This is a genomic window from Pseudomonas sp. MF6755, from assembly GCF_016405635.1.
GTDB lineage: Bacteria > Pseudomonadota > Gammaproteobacteria > Pseudomonadales > Pseudomonadaceae > Aquipseudomonas > Aquipseudomonas haemolytica.
Map to the genome: position 1 here is coordinate 80,201 of NZ_JAEKDA010000016.1, position 13,080 is coordinate 93,280.

At 66.8% G+C, this 13,080-nt stretch carries 14 protein-coding genes; 13 read left to right on the top strand and 1 reads right to left on the bottom strand.

The features are described from left to right. The first annotated feature begins 338 nt into the window (after positions 1 to 338). The 4 genes from JFT66_RS21440 to JFT66_RS21455 all read left to right on the top strand — a co-directional run bounded on the left by JFT66_RS21440 (position 339) and on the right by JFT66_RS21455 (position 4,677). Positions 339 to 1,166, top strand: coding sequence for a DUF932 domain-containing protein (locus JFT66_RS21440; RefSeq protein ID WP_003092327.1), 828 nt, complete (start codon positions 339 to 341; stop codon positions 1,164 to 1,166). An 80-nt stretch (positions 1,167 to 1,246) separates the two neighbouring features. Then, on the top strand, positions 1,247 to 3,316 hold the full coding sequence (locus JFT66_RS21445; RefSeq protein WP_000994919.1) for a ParB/RepB/Spo0J family partition protein: 2,070 nt from the start codon (positions 1,247 to 1,249) through the stop codon (positions 3,314 to 3,316). Positions 3,317 to 3,377: 61 nt separating this feature from the next. Continuing rightward, positions 3,378 to 3,587 carry a hypothetical protein gene (locus tag JFT66_RS21450; RefSeq protein ID WP_022580212.1) on the top strand — a complete coding sequence of 70 codons (210 nt, stop codon included), beginning with the start codon at positions 3,378 to 3,380 and terminating at the stop codon, positions 3,585 to 3,587. A gap of 775 nt (positions 3,588 to 4,362) precedes the next feature. Further along, on the top strand, positions 4,363 to 4,677 hold the full coding sequence (locus tag JFT66_RS21455; protein WP_001273857.1) for a DUF736 domain-containing protein: 315 nt from the start codon (positions 4,363 to 4,365) through the stop codon (positions 4,675 to 4,677). 330 nt (positions 4,678 to 5,007) lie between these two features. On the opposite strand, the gene JFT66_RS21460 is transcribed toward JFT66_RS21455, so the two are convergent. Continuing rightward, positions 5,008 to 5,301: a helix-turn-helix domain-containing protein gene (locus JFT66_RS21460; RefSeq protein ID WP_006379425.1), complete on the bottom strand. Its 294-nt coding sequence runs from the start codon at positions 5,299 to 5,301 to the stop codon at positions 5,008 to 5,010. A 287-nt stretch (positions 5,302 to 5,588) separates the two neighbouring features. On the opposite strand from JFT66_RS21460, the gene JFT66_RS21465 reads away from it, so the two are divergent. From JFT66_RS21465 to JFT66_RS21505, 9 genes are all read left to right on the top strand, one after another. Next, the gene (locus JFT66_RS21465; protein ID WP_016487838.1) at positions 5,589 to 5,936 is read left to right on the top strand and encodes a DUF2958 domain-containing protein; all 348 of its coding nucleotides are present in this window, start codon (positions 5,589 to 5,591) and stop codon (positions 5,934 to 5,936) included. Between the two features lie 342 nt (positions 5,937 to 6,278). After that, positions 6,279 to 7,049, top strand: coding sequence for a DUF2285 domain-containing protein (locus tag JFT66_RS21470; protein ID WP_003092318.1), 771 nt, complete (start codon positions 6,279 to 6,281; stop codon positions 7,047 to 7,049). Positions 7,050 to 7,160: 111 nt separating this feature from the next. Beyond that, on the top strand, positions 7,161 to 7,445 hold the full coding sequence (locus JFT66_RS21475; RefSeq protein ID WP_001247107.1) for a helix-turn-helix transcriptional regulator: 285 nt from the start codon (positions 7,161 to 7,163) through the stop codon (positions 7,443 to 7,445). Between the two features lie 26 nt (positions 7,446 to 7,471). Beyond that, positions 7,472 to 8,317 carry a replication initiator protein A gene (locus tag JFT66_RS21480; RefSeq protein ID WP_022652188.1) on the top strand — a complete coding sequence of 282 codons (846 nt, stop codon included), beginning with the start codon at positions 7,472 to 7,474 and terminating at the stop codon, positions 8,315 to 8,317. 241 nt (positions 8,318 to 8,558) lie between these two features. Next, positions 8,559 to 9,197, top strand: a complete 639-nt coding sequence (gene parA, locus JFT66_RS21485; RefSeq protein ID WP_003092312.1) for a ParA family partition ATPase — start codon at positions 8,559 to 8,561, stop codon at positions 9,195 to 9,197. Further along, the gene (locus JFT66_RS21490) at positions 9,194 to 9,457 is read left to right on the top strand and encodes a hypothetical protein (protein ID WP_000147048.1); all 264 of its coding nucleotides are present in this window, start codon (positions 9,194 to 9,196) and stop codon (positions 9,455 to 9,457) included. The genes parA and JFT66_RS21490 overlap by 4 nt, the downstream gene beginning before the upstream one ends. Next, positions 9,454 to 10,011 (top strand): DUF2840 domain-containing protein, encoded by a 558-nt coding sequence (locus JFT66_RS21495; RefSeq protein WP_023093372.1) that lies wholly within the window; start codon positions 9,454 to 9,456, stop codon positions 10,009 to 10,011. Before JFT66_RS21490 ends, JFT66_RS21495 begins: the two co-directional genes overlap by 4 nt. Beyond that, on the top strand, positions 10,008 to 10,595 hold the full coding sequence (locus tag JFT66_RS21500) for a S26 family signal peptidase (RefSeq protein WP_003092304.1): 588 nt from the start codon (positions 10,008 to 10,010) through the stop codon (positions 10,593 to 10,595). The genes JFT66_RS21495 and JFT66_RS21500 overlap by 4 nt, the downstream gene beginning before the upstream one ends. A gap of 448 nt (positions 10,596 to 11,043) precedes the next feature. Further along, a complete protein-coding gene (locus tag JFT66_RS21505) occupies positions 11,044 to 13,047 on the top strand; it encodes a relaxase/mobilization nuclease domain-containing protein (protein WP_000132148.1) in 2,004 nt (667 codons plus the stop codon). Positions 13,048 to 13,080: the final 33 nt, after the last annotated feature.

Below are 13,080 nucleotides of genomic sequence, written 5' to 3' on the forward strand. Positions count from 1 at the left end.
GCGGTCAGCACAAAGGGATGGCCGTTGCCTTGTCCAGCCGTCTCCCCTGACTTCATCACCTTACCCGCGACCGTAGCCCGCGACCGTGTGCCGTCAAGGCGCGCAGGGCCGTGTCCTCGGCTGCGCCTGCGGGCCGCACCAACCCTGCGCTTGGCTCCTTGACGGCCCCCGTCCGCGCGCTCCTTTGGGCGCGGGCGATGAACTCAGGAAAGACGGTGGCAACAGGGCCAACCGGGTTCCTCGTGCCGACCGCACCAAACAGCCGAAAGGCTGGGCTCCGAATCTAGAAATCCGGTGTGCGGTGTGAACAGCAAACCTCTTTTGTCAGGAGAAAGACCATGCAACTCGCATCCCGTTTCGCTTTCCGCTCCCCCTCGCTGCGCAGCGATTACCCGCTGTCCGACGACCAGATTCACCGCGTGGCCCCGTCCATCTTCGCGGATGCCCCGCACGAGAGCCGTTCGCAGCGGTACGCCTATATCCCCACCGCCGCCGTGCTGACCGAGCTTCGCAAAGAAGGCTTCCAGCCTTTCATGGTGACGCAAACCCGCGTGCGCGACGAAGGCAAGCGCGAGCACACCAAACACATGATTCGCTTGCGCCATGCCAGCCAGATCAACGGCGCGGAGGCCAACGAAATCGTGCTGCTGAACTCGCACGACGGCACCAGCAGCTATCAGATGCTGGCCGGAATGTTCCGGTTCGTGTGCAGCAATGGCCTTGTCTGCGGCAACACCGTGGCCGATGTGCGAGTGCCCCATAAAGGCGACGTGGCCGGTCTGGTCATTGAGGGGGCTTACGAAGTCTTGAGCGGTTTCGATCGGGTGAAGGAATCGCGCGATGCCATGCGCGGCATCACCTTGGACGATGGCGAATCCGAAGTGTTCGCCCGCGCCGCGCTCGCCCTCAAGTACGACGACCCCGACAAGCCCGCGCCCATCACGGAATCGCAAATCCTGATGCCGCGCCGCTTCGACGACCGCCGCCCCGACCTGTGGAGCGTGTTCAACCGCACCCAAGAAAACCTGACCCAAGGCGGGCTGCGTGGCCGCAGCGCCAACGGGCGCCGACAGCAAACCCGCCCGGTGCAGGGCATCGACCAAAACATCCGACTAAATCGCGCCCTCTGGCTGCTGGCCGATGGCATGCGCCAGTTGAAAGCCTGAATCCCCACGCGGCAGGGGCAGGCAGCAGCCCTTGTCGCTTTCTTCGCTGCTGCATCCCTGAACCGATAGGAGTTATCACCATGAACGCCGTTACCCAAACCGAAGCCCGCGCCATCAACACCGCCGCCGCTATCCCGCTGGAAGCCGCTGATCCGACCAAGAACCTGATTCTGGTTCCGCTGTCGCGGCTGGTGTCGCGTCCCACTGGCCGCAACGTGCGCAAGACCCCGCGCATGTCCATTCCCGAACTCGCCGCCAGCATCCAGCGTGTCGGCCTGCTGCAAAACCTCATCGTGATTGCCGCCGCCGATGGCGAGCATTACGAGGTCGTGGCCGGTGACCGTCGCCTCGCAGCGTTGAAGCTGCTGGCGAAAAAGCACCGCATTAGCAAGGAATGGGAGGTGCCTTGCCTGCTGGTGGCCGATGGCACCGCCCGCACGGCCAGCCTCACCGAGAACGTGCAGCGCGAAGCCATGCACCCCGCCGACCAGTTCGAGGCGTTCGCCGCGCTCGTGGCCGAAGGCCGCAGCATCGAGGACATTGCAGCGGATTTCAGCGTCACGCCGCTGGTGGTGCAGCGCCGTCTGAAACTCGCCAACGTGTCGCCGCGCCTGCTGGCCGACTACCGGGCCGAGGCCGTGAGCCTTGACCAGTTGATGGCCCTCGCCATCACCGACGACCATGCTGCGCAGGAAGCCGCGTTCTACGATGCGCCCACATGGCAGCGCGGCCCGCACAACCTGCGCGACCGCCTGACCGAACGCGAAATCGACGCCTACCGGCATCCGCTGGTGCGCTTTGTCGGGCTGGACGGCTACGAGCAGGAAGGCGGTGGCATCCGCCGCGACCTGTTCGCGGAGGGCGACAAAGGCGTGTATCTGACCGATGCCGCACTGCTGGAACGGCTGGCGCAGGACAAGCTGGCAGGTATCGCCGCCAAGGTGCAGGCCGAGGGCTGGGCGTGGGTGGATGCCACGCCGGGCATGACCCATGCCGATCTGCAAGCCTTCCAGCGTGCGCCAAGGGAACGCCGCAGTCCGAACAAGCGCGACGCGCAGCGCATCGAGAAGCTGCAAACCAAGCTGCACGAACTGGCCGAGGCGGTGGATGCCGCGCTGGACGACGAGGACGAGGAAAAGGCCGATGCCTTGCAGGAAGAAGGCGAACGCCTGGGCGAGCAGTTGCAGGCGCTGGAAGATGGCTTGCTGGACTATGCGGCCAACGTGAAGGCCGCAGCCGGTGCCATTGTCACCATCGACCGCGACGGGCAGGCCGCGATTCATCGCGGGCTGCTGCGCGAAGCGGAGGCCAAGGCACTGCGCACGCTGGAGCGGCTGCGGCAGGGTTTCGGCAGCGAAGGCGAAGCCGCGAACGAGGACGCAGGCGAGGACGACGAGCAGCCCAAGACCGCCGCCATGTCTGACCGACTGGCGCAGCGGTTGAGCGCGCACCGTACCGCTGCGCTGCAAATCGAAGTTGCACGGCATCCGCAAGCAGCGCTGGCCGCCGTGGTGCATGGCATGGTGCAGACCGTCTTGCAGGAAAGGCACTACGGGCACGACCTGCCGCTGGGTGTGCGCCTCACGGTGCAAGACCGGCTGGAAGGCATGGCCCCGGACTGGCCGGAATCACCCGCCGCCGTGGCGCTGCGCGAACTGCAACAGGTGGCAGGCGAAACCTTGCCGGAGGACAGCGCCGAACTGTTCGCCGCGCTGCTGGCGAAATCACAGGATGAACTGGTGCGGCTGTTGGCCGTGTGCTTAGCTTCCACGGTGGACGTGGTGACGCCTCGCGCCACGCCGCACCAGCCCGGCGCGGAACTGGCGCAGGCCGTGGGGCTGGATATGGCCGCGTGGTGGCAGCCCACCAATGAGGGTTACTTCCGGCATGTGCCGAAGGCCGCGATTCTGGAAGCCGTTGGCGGGTTCGCGCCCTCGCACGTCACCCGACTGGCGAAGTTGAAGAAGGGCGACATTGCCAGCGAAGCCGAACGGCTGGCCGCTGGCACCGGCTGGATGCCCGCCATCTTCCGCTCCGAAGGCCCGCAGCAGACCGGGCAGGACGCGCCGGCGGATGGCGAAGCCGAAGCACAGGAAGAAGTGGCCGCCGTGGCGGATGACCAGCCGCAGGCCGAGGCTTTGGCCGCGTGACTTCGCACCGTAGATAGCGCCCCGGTTCCGGCCGGGGCGCTTCATGTTGAGGATGCCTGCCATGACCCACCAACCCGCAAACCGCCCCCGCATAGCTGCGACCTATGCCTCCGGCACGGTGCGCGCCCGCCGCTGGCACGGCGACGGCGACGTGCGCGGCTACCGTCCGCCGCGTGGCTGGACGGCCCGCGCCGACCTGACCGATCTGCATCCCCTCACGGGCCGCGCCTTGCCGCGCGCCGTGTGGTGGATCATCGAAACCAAGGAATAACGAGCCGCACCGGCCCCAAGCCGTGCCGCCTTGGGGCCGGTGGTCGAAAACTCCGGGCGCGGCGGTGGCCGCGCCCGGTTTCACTGCTCAAAGCCAAAACGCCCCATCGCCGCCTTCGGACAGGCGGCGATGGGGCCACGCACAAGGGCGCTCGTGCGCGAAATCCACGAAGCCAGCAAGTGTGGCGGCGCATCGCGCCGCCAACGATTCGACCGAGCCCCGCCGCAATGGGCGGGGCTGGTGTGGCTACGCCCCGGCTTGCTGCGGCAGGTTGCACGAAAGCGTGCCGTCCCCGACGCTGGCGGTTCGTTGTCTGTACGTCACGAAAGACGGTTCACCGACACGCCGCCCAGCCTCGCTTCTATGGAGCTTCCACACCACGCCTCAGTATGTGGCCGTGAGCTGCGGCAGGGGCGCTCTGGCCTTGTCGTCGGGGCATTGACCTGGCCCGCGTCAGGGCGCAAGCCGGTGCAGCCGTCACGCGGGGATGCCGAGTTGGCCACGTCTCCATTCGGGAGCGGGCGGCCTGTGCGTCCTTGTCTTGTTGTGAATCCTGGCGGTGGCGCGGCTGCGCCTTGTGCTTGATGGCCGCAACCTTGCAGCGAAAACAATTTCCCCTGCGCTGCGCGCATTCCTCGCGGGACAAATTCTTTTCGCTTCCAGGTTCTCCACGTTGTTGCGACCGCTGTGCGGTGCGACCAGCCCATCCCCCGCCGGCCGGATCACAACAAGGACGCACTGGCGCGACCTTGTTCAACCCGAAAGGAGAAACATCATGGCTAACATCGGCACCTTCACCGCAGAGAAAGACGGCTTCACCGGCACGCTTCGCACCCTGACGCTCAACGTCAAGGTCAAGCTGGTTCCCAACGACAAGGGCGACACCGAGAACGCCCCCGACTTCCACCTGCAAGCGGCTGGCCACGAAGTCGGCGCAGCGTGGAAGAAGACCAGCGAGGCCGGGCGGGAATACCTGTCCGTATCCATCGACGACCCTTCGTTCCCGGCGACGGTCTATGCCCGCCTGATCGAGAACGAGGACGGCACGCACGACCTGATCTGGTCGCGCAACAAGCCGAAGGCGGCCTGACAGCCGCTTACCGCGTCCCGCCCACTGCGGCGGGGCGCGATGCTGCTGATCGCAGCACCGCACGCGCAGGATTTCTGCTGCTGCCGCGTGCTGGATACGCCCGTCACGGCGGGCCTGCATGCGTGCCTTGTGGCTCGCAATCCGTGTCAACGAGCGGTGTGTGGCGTGTCGGCGCTGTAAGCGCCGCCGGGCTTTCGGGCTTCGCCCCGTGCCGGGGCTTCGCCCCGTGCCGGCAAGCCGTCACGGCCATCCGGCTTCAATCCCTCACGCCTTCGCGCCTGCGGCGCTGCGCGCTCCGCTTGCTGCAATTCAGTACCACACGCCAACGCGCTAAGGCGTGTCGGGCTCTTCCAATATCGCCCTGAGTTCCTGGCGCACCTGTGCCAGCAATTCATCAGCTTCGCGGGTGCTGTCACCGGCATAAGCCAATGTGAGCAGCGTGAGCGGATGCACTTCCATGACCTCGCACAGATCGGCCAGCTTCTGGATGGTTGGGCTTTTCAGGTCGCGCTCCAGCGTGCTCATGTAGGTGCGACTGGACACGTTGGAGAACGCTTCCTGGCTCAAACCACGCGCCTTCCTTACCGTCCGAATCGCCGCTGCCAATGAGTTCTTCGCTGCCACCTATGGTTTCCCCAAAAAACCAAGATGACAGCCCATTGCGCCCTATAGGACTACAATCTATAGTGTTCATTTGGTGGTGATGTTTTCCTTTTCCGTGCTTTTACGGAGATCCGCATCTGCGGATTTCCTCAGACCCAGGGAACCGCATCCGTGTCTTTCCTGACTTCCACCAATACGCCTTCGTGCCTCTCCGCTTTTGCGGCTTCGTGCGCTTGCGCATACGTGCATCCGTCCGCAGGCACAGATGCGCCTCGGCGATTGCGTGTGTTCGTGGAAGGGGCGCGGCCTTGACCACGCTTGTCACCGAGGAAGACCGGGTGCACCTACTGGCCCACGGCCTCACCCGCGCCGCAGGCCAGGAATGTGACCCGCTGCCCGTGGTGCGCCTGTTCACACCGGACGCACATGCGACCTGGCTATTGGCCGCGCTCGATCCGACCGATGGCGATACGGCCTACGGCCTGATCGACCTCGGGATCGGGATGCCTGCCCTGGCGACGGTGAAGCTGTCCGATCTGGCGTCCATCGTCGGGCCGCTCAAGCAGCCCGTGATACGAGATCGGTATTTCCAGCCGACGCGGCCGCTGTCGGAATACGTTCGACTGGCTCAGGAAAACGGTTCGATCACCGATTGACGCATTCCAGCGCGACCAGGCAAAAAGTATCGCATTGTGACTATTTCGGTCTTAGCCAAGACCTGGCAAGTCTTGATCCGCATGCTTGCACCAGGGTGGTGCGCTCCTGACCAAAACAGTCATGATGCCAGGCGCGAGATTCGGCACGGTGTTCAATGCTGCACCCCATTTCCGGGCGGTGCAGTCGTCGCATTTAGACGATTTCGGCAATGCACTGGAGCGAATCTGTCTTGACACCAGCAGTTAAAGCGTAACCCGAGTTTGATGACCACTTGATGGCGATTCGATAGCTCCCGCACAGCGGAATTGTGGCGACGTTCCCAGAAACAGGGAGGTTTCGCCATGACTGACCGCAGCAGCCAACACTGGTATCCCACGGCCGCGTATCTCTACACGCTGCACCTCGATGGCCCAGCGCTGGCTTGGGAGTATTTGCGCAGGAATCCAAGCTACCGGCGCGACTGGCTACGCCGGCGTCGCAAGCCTGATGCGGCGCAGGCCTGGGGCCTGCGCCTGCTGGAAGATCCCGGCCTGGATGCGCGCGACGCACATCCTGCTTGGTTCCCCGATCACGATGCCGTGGTGCAGCTATACCCCGACGCCGACCCACCACCCGATGCGCATACCTTCGAGTTCTGGCGCATTCCTGGGCGCAAGCAACTGACCCACGACGGCAAGCGCCTGGTGCTCGTATCGCATTGGCCAGGCTGCTGCGTTCGGCTGGCACTCGCACCCGACCTGGAAGATGGTTCGGCCTATCTCTACGCCACACGCGCCTGCGCCACGCCCTGTGCGCGCTACCGCACGCTCGCTGCGAAGCTGGATGCGCTATCTGCCGCAACCGTGGCCACGCCTGTGGCAACAGCCCGCTCCCGCCCCACGCCCGCCGCGCTGCTGGAACTGCATACCTTGCAAGCGCTCGACGCGACCCTCGCGGGAGCCTCCTTGCGCGAGGTGGGCGAAGGTCTGTTCGGCGCGGATGCCGTCGCGGCCGACTGGCACAAAGACAGTGCATTGCGTGCCCGCGTACGGCGGCTGGTACGCCGCGGCGATGAGCTGATGCACGGCGGCTACCGCCGACTAGCGCAGCTTCCAATGTTCCCGTCGCATTAGGGGGGACGTTTCTCGACCCGTGCGAATCGTCCCTTAGCAAGAAGCCTTGCTTTCTTGAGAGTGCCTCTATCCGGCCGCGTGGTGTGGCCGGGCTTGATGGAGGTACATCCCATGCGACCTGCTCCCTCGCGGCCTGCCGCCGCTGCCGTCACTGCGACCTCGCAGCCTCAACGCTACCTGACAAACGACGAAGCCGCCGACTACCTGCGGCTGTCGCCGCGCACGCTGGAGAAGCAGCGGGTGATCGGCGGCGGCCCCAAGTTCCGCAAGTTCGGCCGCCGCGTCATGTACGCGGTGTCCGACCTCGATGCCTGGGCCGACCAGCGCAGCTACGAGGCCACGTCCGATCCCGAATACGCCGAGCGCCACGCGGGCGACTACCGTGATGGCCGCTGATCGTCGGCGCGTGGGTGGCCTTCGCCATGTCCAGCCCGCCAGGGCAAGCCTTGCCGCAGCGCGAACAGCTCGATCTGTTCCGCGCGCTGCCGGGCGACATGGCGCCACGCGATTCCCAGGACTTGATGGCCTTTCCGTTCTTCTCGCTTGCCAAGTCGCGGCGCACGGCGCCGATCGACTTCCGCAGCGGGAACGTCACCATTCGCGTGGAAGGCACGCAGGAGCACGGCATCGCAACGATATGGGATGCCGACGTGCTGATATGGGCCGCCTCGCAGATCGTGGAGGCGCGCGACGCGGGCCTGCGCCCGTCGCGCTGGATACGCGCCACGCCTTACGAGATTTTGCGCTTCATCGGGCGCGGCACGTCCCTCAACGACTACCAGCGCCTGAAGGCCGCCCTCGACCGGCTGCAATCGACCACGGTGGCCACGTCCATCCGCGAAACCACGGGAAGGCGCTTGCATCGCTTCTCGTGGATCAACGAGTGGAAGGAACTCGCCGACGCCAGCGGCACCCCGCTGGGCATCGAGCTGATCTTGCCGGACTGGTTCTATGCCGGCGTGCTCGACGCCGCCCTGGTGCTGACCATCGACCCGGCCTATTTCCGCTTGAAGGGCGGTATCGAACGCTGGCTGTACCGCCTGGTGCGCAAGCATGGCGGGCGGCAGGAGCACGGCTGGCAATTCGACTTCCGACACCTGTACCGCAAATCCGGCAGCGCGGCCCGCTTCTCGGACTTCGCCTACGACGTGCGCGCCCTGGTGGCGCGGCAGTCGTTGCCCGGCTACGTCCTCGGCATCGAGCGGATGCCGGACGACAACACCGAGCTGCTGACCTTCCGGCCCGTGCCGCACGCGGCACGGGGATAACTGCGGGAGAACCTGTGGACGGCCTCGTGCTATCAGGAGTACCGGGTATCGTGCTATCAGGAGTACGACCCTCGTGCTATCAGGAGTACGAAAACGCCGGAAAGCCAACAACGGCGCGGGTTTGCGTTCCCTCTAACTTACCTAACAAGAAATACATAACTTTTAGTAGAAGCGCGCCGTTTCGGTGGACAACCACGAAACGGCACGGCCAGGCCGGCTTTCCAGCTCGGAGGGCCGCGCCATGATCTTCGCGTTTCTCAACCAGAAAGGCGGCGTCGGCAAGACCACGCTCGCCACGCACATCGCCGGCGAACTGGCGATGCGCGGCCTGCATGTCATCCTGCTGGATGCCGACCCGCAGGGGTCATCGCTCGACTGGACGCAGCGGCGTAGCCAGCAGGGCCTGCCCCGTCTGTTCAGCGCCGTGGGCCTTGCCCGCGAAACGCTGCATCAGGAAGCGCCAGAACTCGCCAGGCGGGCCGATCACATCATCATCGACGGCCCGCCGCGCATCGCCGCCCTCGCGCGTTCCGCGCTGCTGGCGGCCGAGCGCGTGCTGATCCCCGTGCAGCCCAGCCCCTACGACGTATGGGCTTCTGCCGAGATGGTCGCACTGATCCGCGAAGCACAGGTGTTCCGGCCAGCGCTGCGCGCGGCCTTCGTCATCAACCGGCGCGTCAGCACCACCATCATCGGCAGGGAGGCACGGCAATCGCTGGCCGAACAGCCGCTGCCCGCGCTGCGCTCGGAGATCCACCAGCGCATCGTCTTTGCCGACAGCGTAGCCGCTGGCCGGCTCGCCCGCGAAACCGCGCCCGACAGCGCCGCTGCCCGCGAGATCGCCGCGCTCACCGACGAACTGCTGCGGTGGCCGACATGACTGGGAAGCCACCACCACGCAGCAAGCGCGTCGGCATCGGTGCGCGTCCCCCAGCGAATCCGCACGCCGAAGCGTGGATTCGCCAGGGCGACGCAGATGCCGTGCAGAAAGGCGACCTCTACACCGCTCGACTGACGCTCGACATCACGCCCGCCATGCGGGCGCGCATCAAGGTGTCGGCCTTCACGCGAGGCGTGACCGTAGCCGAACTGCTGCGCGACCTGCTGGAGCGGGAGTTTCCCCCGGAGGGCACGCCGTGAACGCATCCGCTTCGACCGCCCACACCCCCAAAGCAAGTGCGCCCACGGCTGCGCCGCCGCCGGCGCCTTCGACACTCGCCGGCCAGGCCGGCAACGTGCCGCTGACGCGCGTGGCGCTGGCCTACATCGAACCGCGCTTCAAGCTCTACCTGCGCTTCGGCGAACCGGCGCGCACGCTCCAGCTCGACCGCTGGCGGCGCTGCGCCGTGTTCCTGCCGAACGCGGTTCTGTGCCGCATCCGTTGGCAGGCCAACGACTACGGCACGATCCGCTGGCAGCTCATGGTGATGCAGACCGCCACGCCGCTGGACGCCGTGCAGCGCATCCCCGGCGTGCAGCCGGGCGCGCGTCTGCTGCTGCACGCCGAAGGCGATGCCAACGTGCGCGCCGTGCTGGAACGCATCGACGGCATCGAGGCGCTGGGCATCGCAGCCGCAGACACATCGCCCGCGTACTGGCGCACGCTCGCGAACCGGCTCGCAGCGCGCTCGGCGCTACCCACATACACCGCAGAACGGCACGCCGCCTGGCTGGCCGGGAGGGCATTGCCATGACCACGATTTCCACGACCGGCCCCGTGCCGCATCCTCGCTCGCGCCTGCGCGCTCGCCTCGTGCTGGCAGGCTTCGCCACCGTCGGCCTCGCTGCGCTGGCCTGGGCGGCGTTCGTGCAGCCCCTGCCGCGAATGGCCTACAACCCGTCCGACAGCGTGGCGGTCGGTTGGTATCGCATCGAACCGTTCGACCCGCGCACCGCCTCGCGGCCACGTCCGCTGTCCGTGGACAGCATCGTGCTGATGCCGCTGCCCGACAGGGCCGCCATGCTGGCTGCGCAGCGCGGCTACCTGCCGACCCGCGTTCCGCTGCTCAAACGTGTGGGCGCAGTCGCGCCACAACACGTTTGCATCGTCGCCGGCCAGGTTCGCATCGACGGCGTGCCGGTGGCCGCCGCCCTGCCTGCCGACCGGCTGGGCCGGCCGCTGCCATCCTTGCAGCTTTGCCGCCGTCTCCAACCGGGCGAACTGTTCCTGTTGAGCGCGACCAACCCGGCGTCGTTCGACAGCCGCTATTTCGGGCCGGTCAGCGCGTTCGCCGTGATCGGCGTTGCGCATCCGATCTGGCTGGAGACACGTCCATGATGGCCGCCGATTCGCTGCACTTTGCCGCGCCTCTCATCGTGCCATCGGGCATGTCGTTCTACTGTTCGTCGCCGTGTCGTCGCGCGTGCAGTGCGGGTGCATTCGCACCGCACTTCGCGCTGCCTTCGGCGCAGCCGCCCAACGTGCAGGCGTCTTGCCTCGAACGCGCCTGGCCTGCGGCCATTGGCGTGTTCGCCGGCGGGCTGGCTGCTCGTGCAGCAGCGCCGCCGGGCCGCCGATGCCCGGAGCGGGAGCGAGGGGCAAAGGCGGAAGGCAAGACAAAAGGGTTCGGCACTCTGCCGCCCGCAAAGCCAGTCTGCACGTGGGGGTGGCGCGGCACGGCGCGGCTTCGCCGCCGTGCCGCGTGGGGCGCGAGGCACGCGCCGATGCAGGCATGTCCGCGTGCTTCGCACGCTCGGACACGCCGGAGCTTGCAGGGAGCACAGCCATGACCGACCGCGGCGACCATGATTTCTGGGTGCGCCCTGGCGCGCCGAAGAACCGAGGCAAAGGCCAGGGCCAGAGCTTCGTTTCCAAGGTGCTCAAGCAGGCTGGCAAGGCCAGCGGCGGCAAGTCGGCGGTGCGCCGTCCTACCGCTGGCGGGAGCGGCCAGCACGCCGGCCAGCGGCCCGGCTCACGGCTTGGACGCGGCCATACGGCGGCGCGCTTCGCAGGCGCAAAGCTGACCCCTATGTCACGGCGCGTGACCATCAAGACGCTGCTGGTCAACCAGCGCAACGCCAGTCCGCAGTCGCTCGCCAAGCACCTGCGCTACATCGAGCGCGACGGTGCCGGCCGGAACGGCGAGCCGGGCCGTGCCTACGGGCCGCAGACCGACGAAGCCGACCTCGATGCCTTCAAGGAACGCTGCCAGGACGACCGACATCATTTCCGCTTCATCGTCTCACCTGAAGACAGTGCGGAGCTGGACGACCTGCGCACCTACACCCGGCACCTGATGAACCGGATGGAGGCCGACCTGGGGACGCGGCTGGATTGGGTGGCGGTCGATCACTGGAACACCGACAACCCGCACACGCACCTGATCGTGCGCGGACGCGACGATACCGGCAAAGACCTCATCATCGCGGGCGACTACATCGCCCACGGCTTCCGCCATCGCGCCGCCGAGCTGGCGACGGAATGGCTGGGGCCGCGCACCGAACTGGAGATCCAGCAGACCTTGCAGCGCGAGGTGGAGCAAGAGCGGTGGACGAGCCTCGACCGCACGTTGCAGCGCGAGGCCGGCGAGGATGGCCGGGTGCAGATCGAACGCTTCAACGAACCCCGGCTGCAACGCCAGCGCCTGCTGCTGATCGGCCGCCTGCAACACTTGCAGCGCCTGGGCCTGGCCGACGAGGTGCAGCCCGGCACCTGGGCCGTCCATGCGGACGCGGAGAAGACCTTGCGTGCCCTGGGCGAGCGTGGCGACATCATCCGAACGATGCAGCGGGCCATGAGCGGCAAGCCTCGCGAGCTGGCGGTGTTCGAGCCGGGCGACGACGGCCGCACTATCGTCGGTCGCGTGGCTGCTAAGGGTCTGGCCGACGAGCTGCACGACCGCGGCTATCTGGTCATCGACGGGTTGGACGGCAAAGCCCACTACGTCGCGTTGGACGCCCGCGACGAGCTGGCGAACTATCCCATCGGCGCGGTGGTGGAGGTACGCGGTTCCGCCGAGGTGCGGGCGGCCGACAAGAACATCGCCACGCTGGCGAGCAATGGCCTGTACCGCACCGATCACCACCTGGCGATCGAGCAAGGCCGAGCCAAGCCCGGCCGCGACCCGCAAGAGGCTGTGGCGGCCCATATCCGCCGGCTGGAAGCCCTACGGCGGGCCGGCATCGTGGAGCGCGTGGCCGAGGGGTTATGGAAGGTGCCGGACGACTTGGCCGAGCGTGGCCGCCAGTACGACGCGCAGCGGCTGGGCGGCGTGGCGGTCGAACTGAAATCGCATCTGCCGATTGAACGGCAGGCCCGCGTCATCGGCGCGACCTGGCTGGATCAGCAGTTGATCGGCGGCGGCAAGGGACTGGGCGACCTGGGCTTTGGCGGCGATGCTAGGCAAGCCTTGCAGCAGCGCGCCGACTTCCTCGAAGAACAGGGGCTGGCCCAGCGGCGCGGGCAGCGGCTGATTCTCTCCCGGAATCTGCTGGAAACGCTGCGCAATCGGGAGCTGGCGCAGGCCGCCCAGCACATTGCCGCCGATAGCGGATTGGAGCATCGGCACGTCACAGACGGGCAGCGCGTAGCCGGCATCTACCGGCGCTCGGTCATGCTCGCCAGCGGTCGCTATGCGCTGCTCGATGACGGCATGGGATTCAGTCTGGTGCCTTGGCGGCCGATAATCGAGCCACGACTGGGGCAGCAGATCGCCGCGACTGTACGCGGCGGCGGTGTGTCATGGGAGGTTGGACGGCAAAGAGGTCCTGGGATTGGATCGGGGCCGTAGGCTGTCGTACCGAGTTAAGGTGTCGAGCAGCGT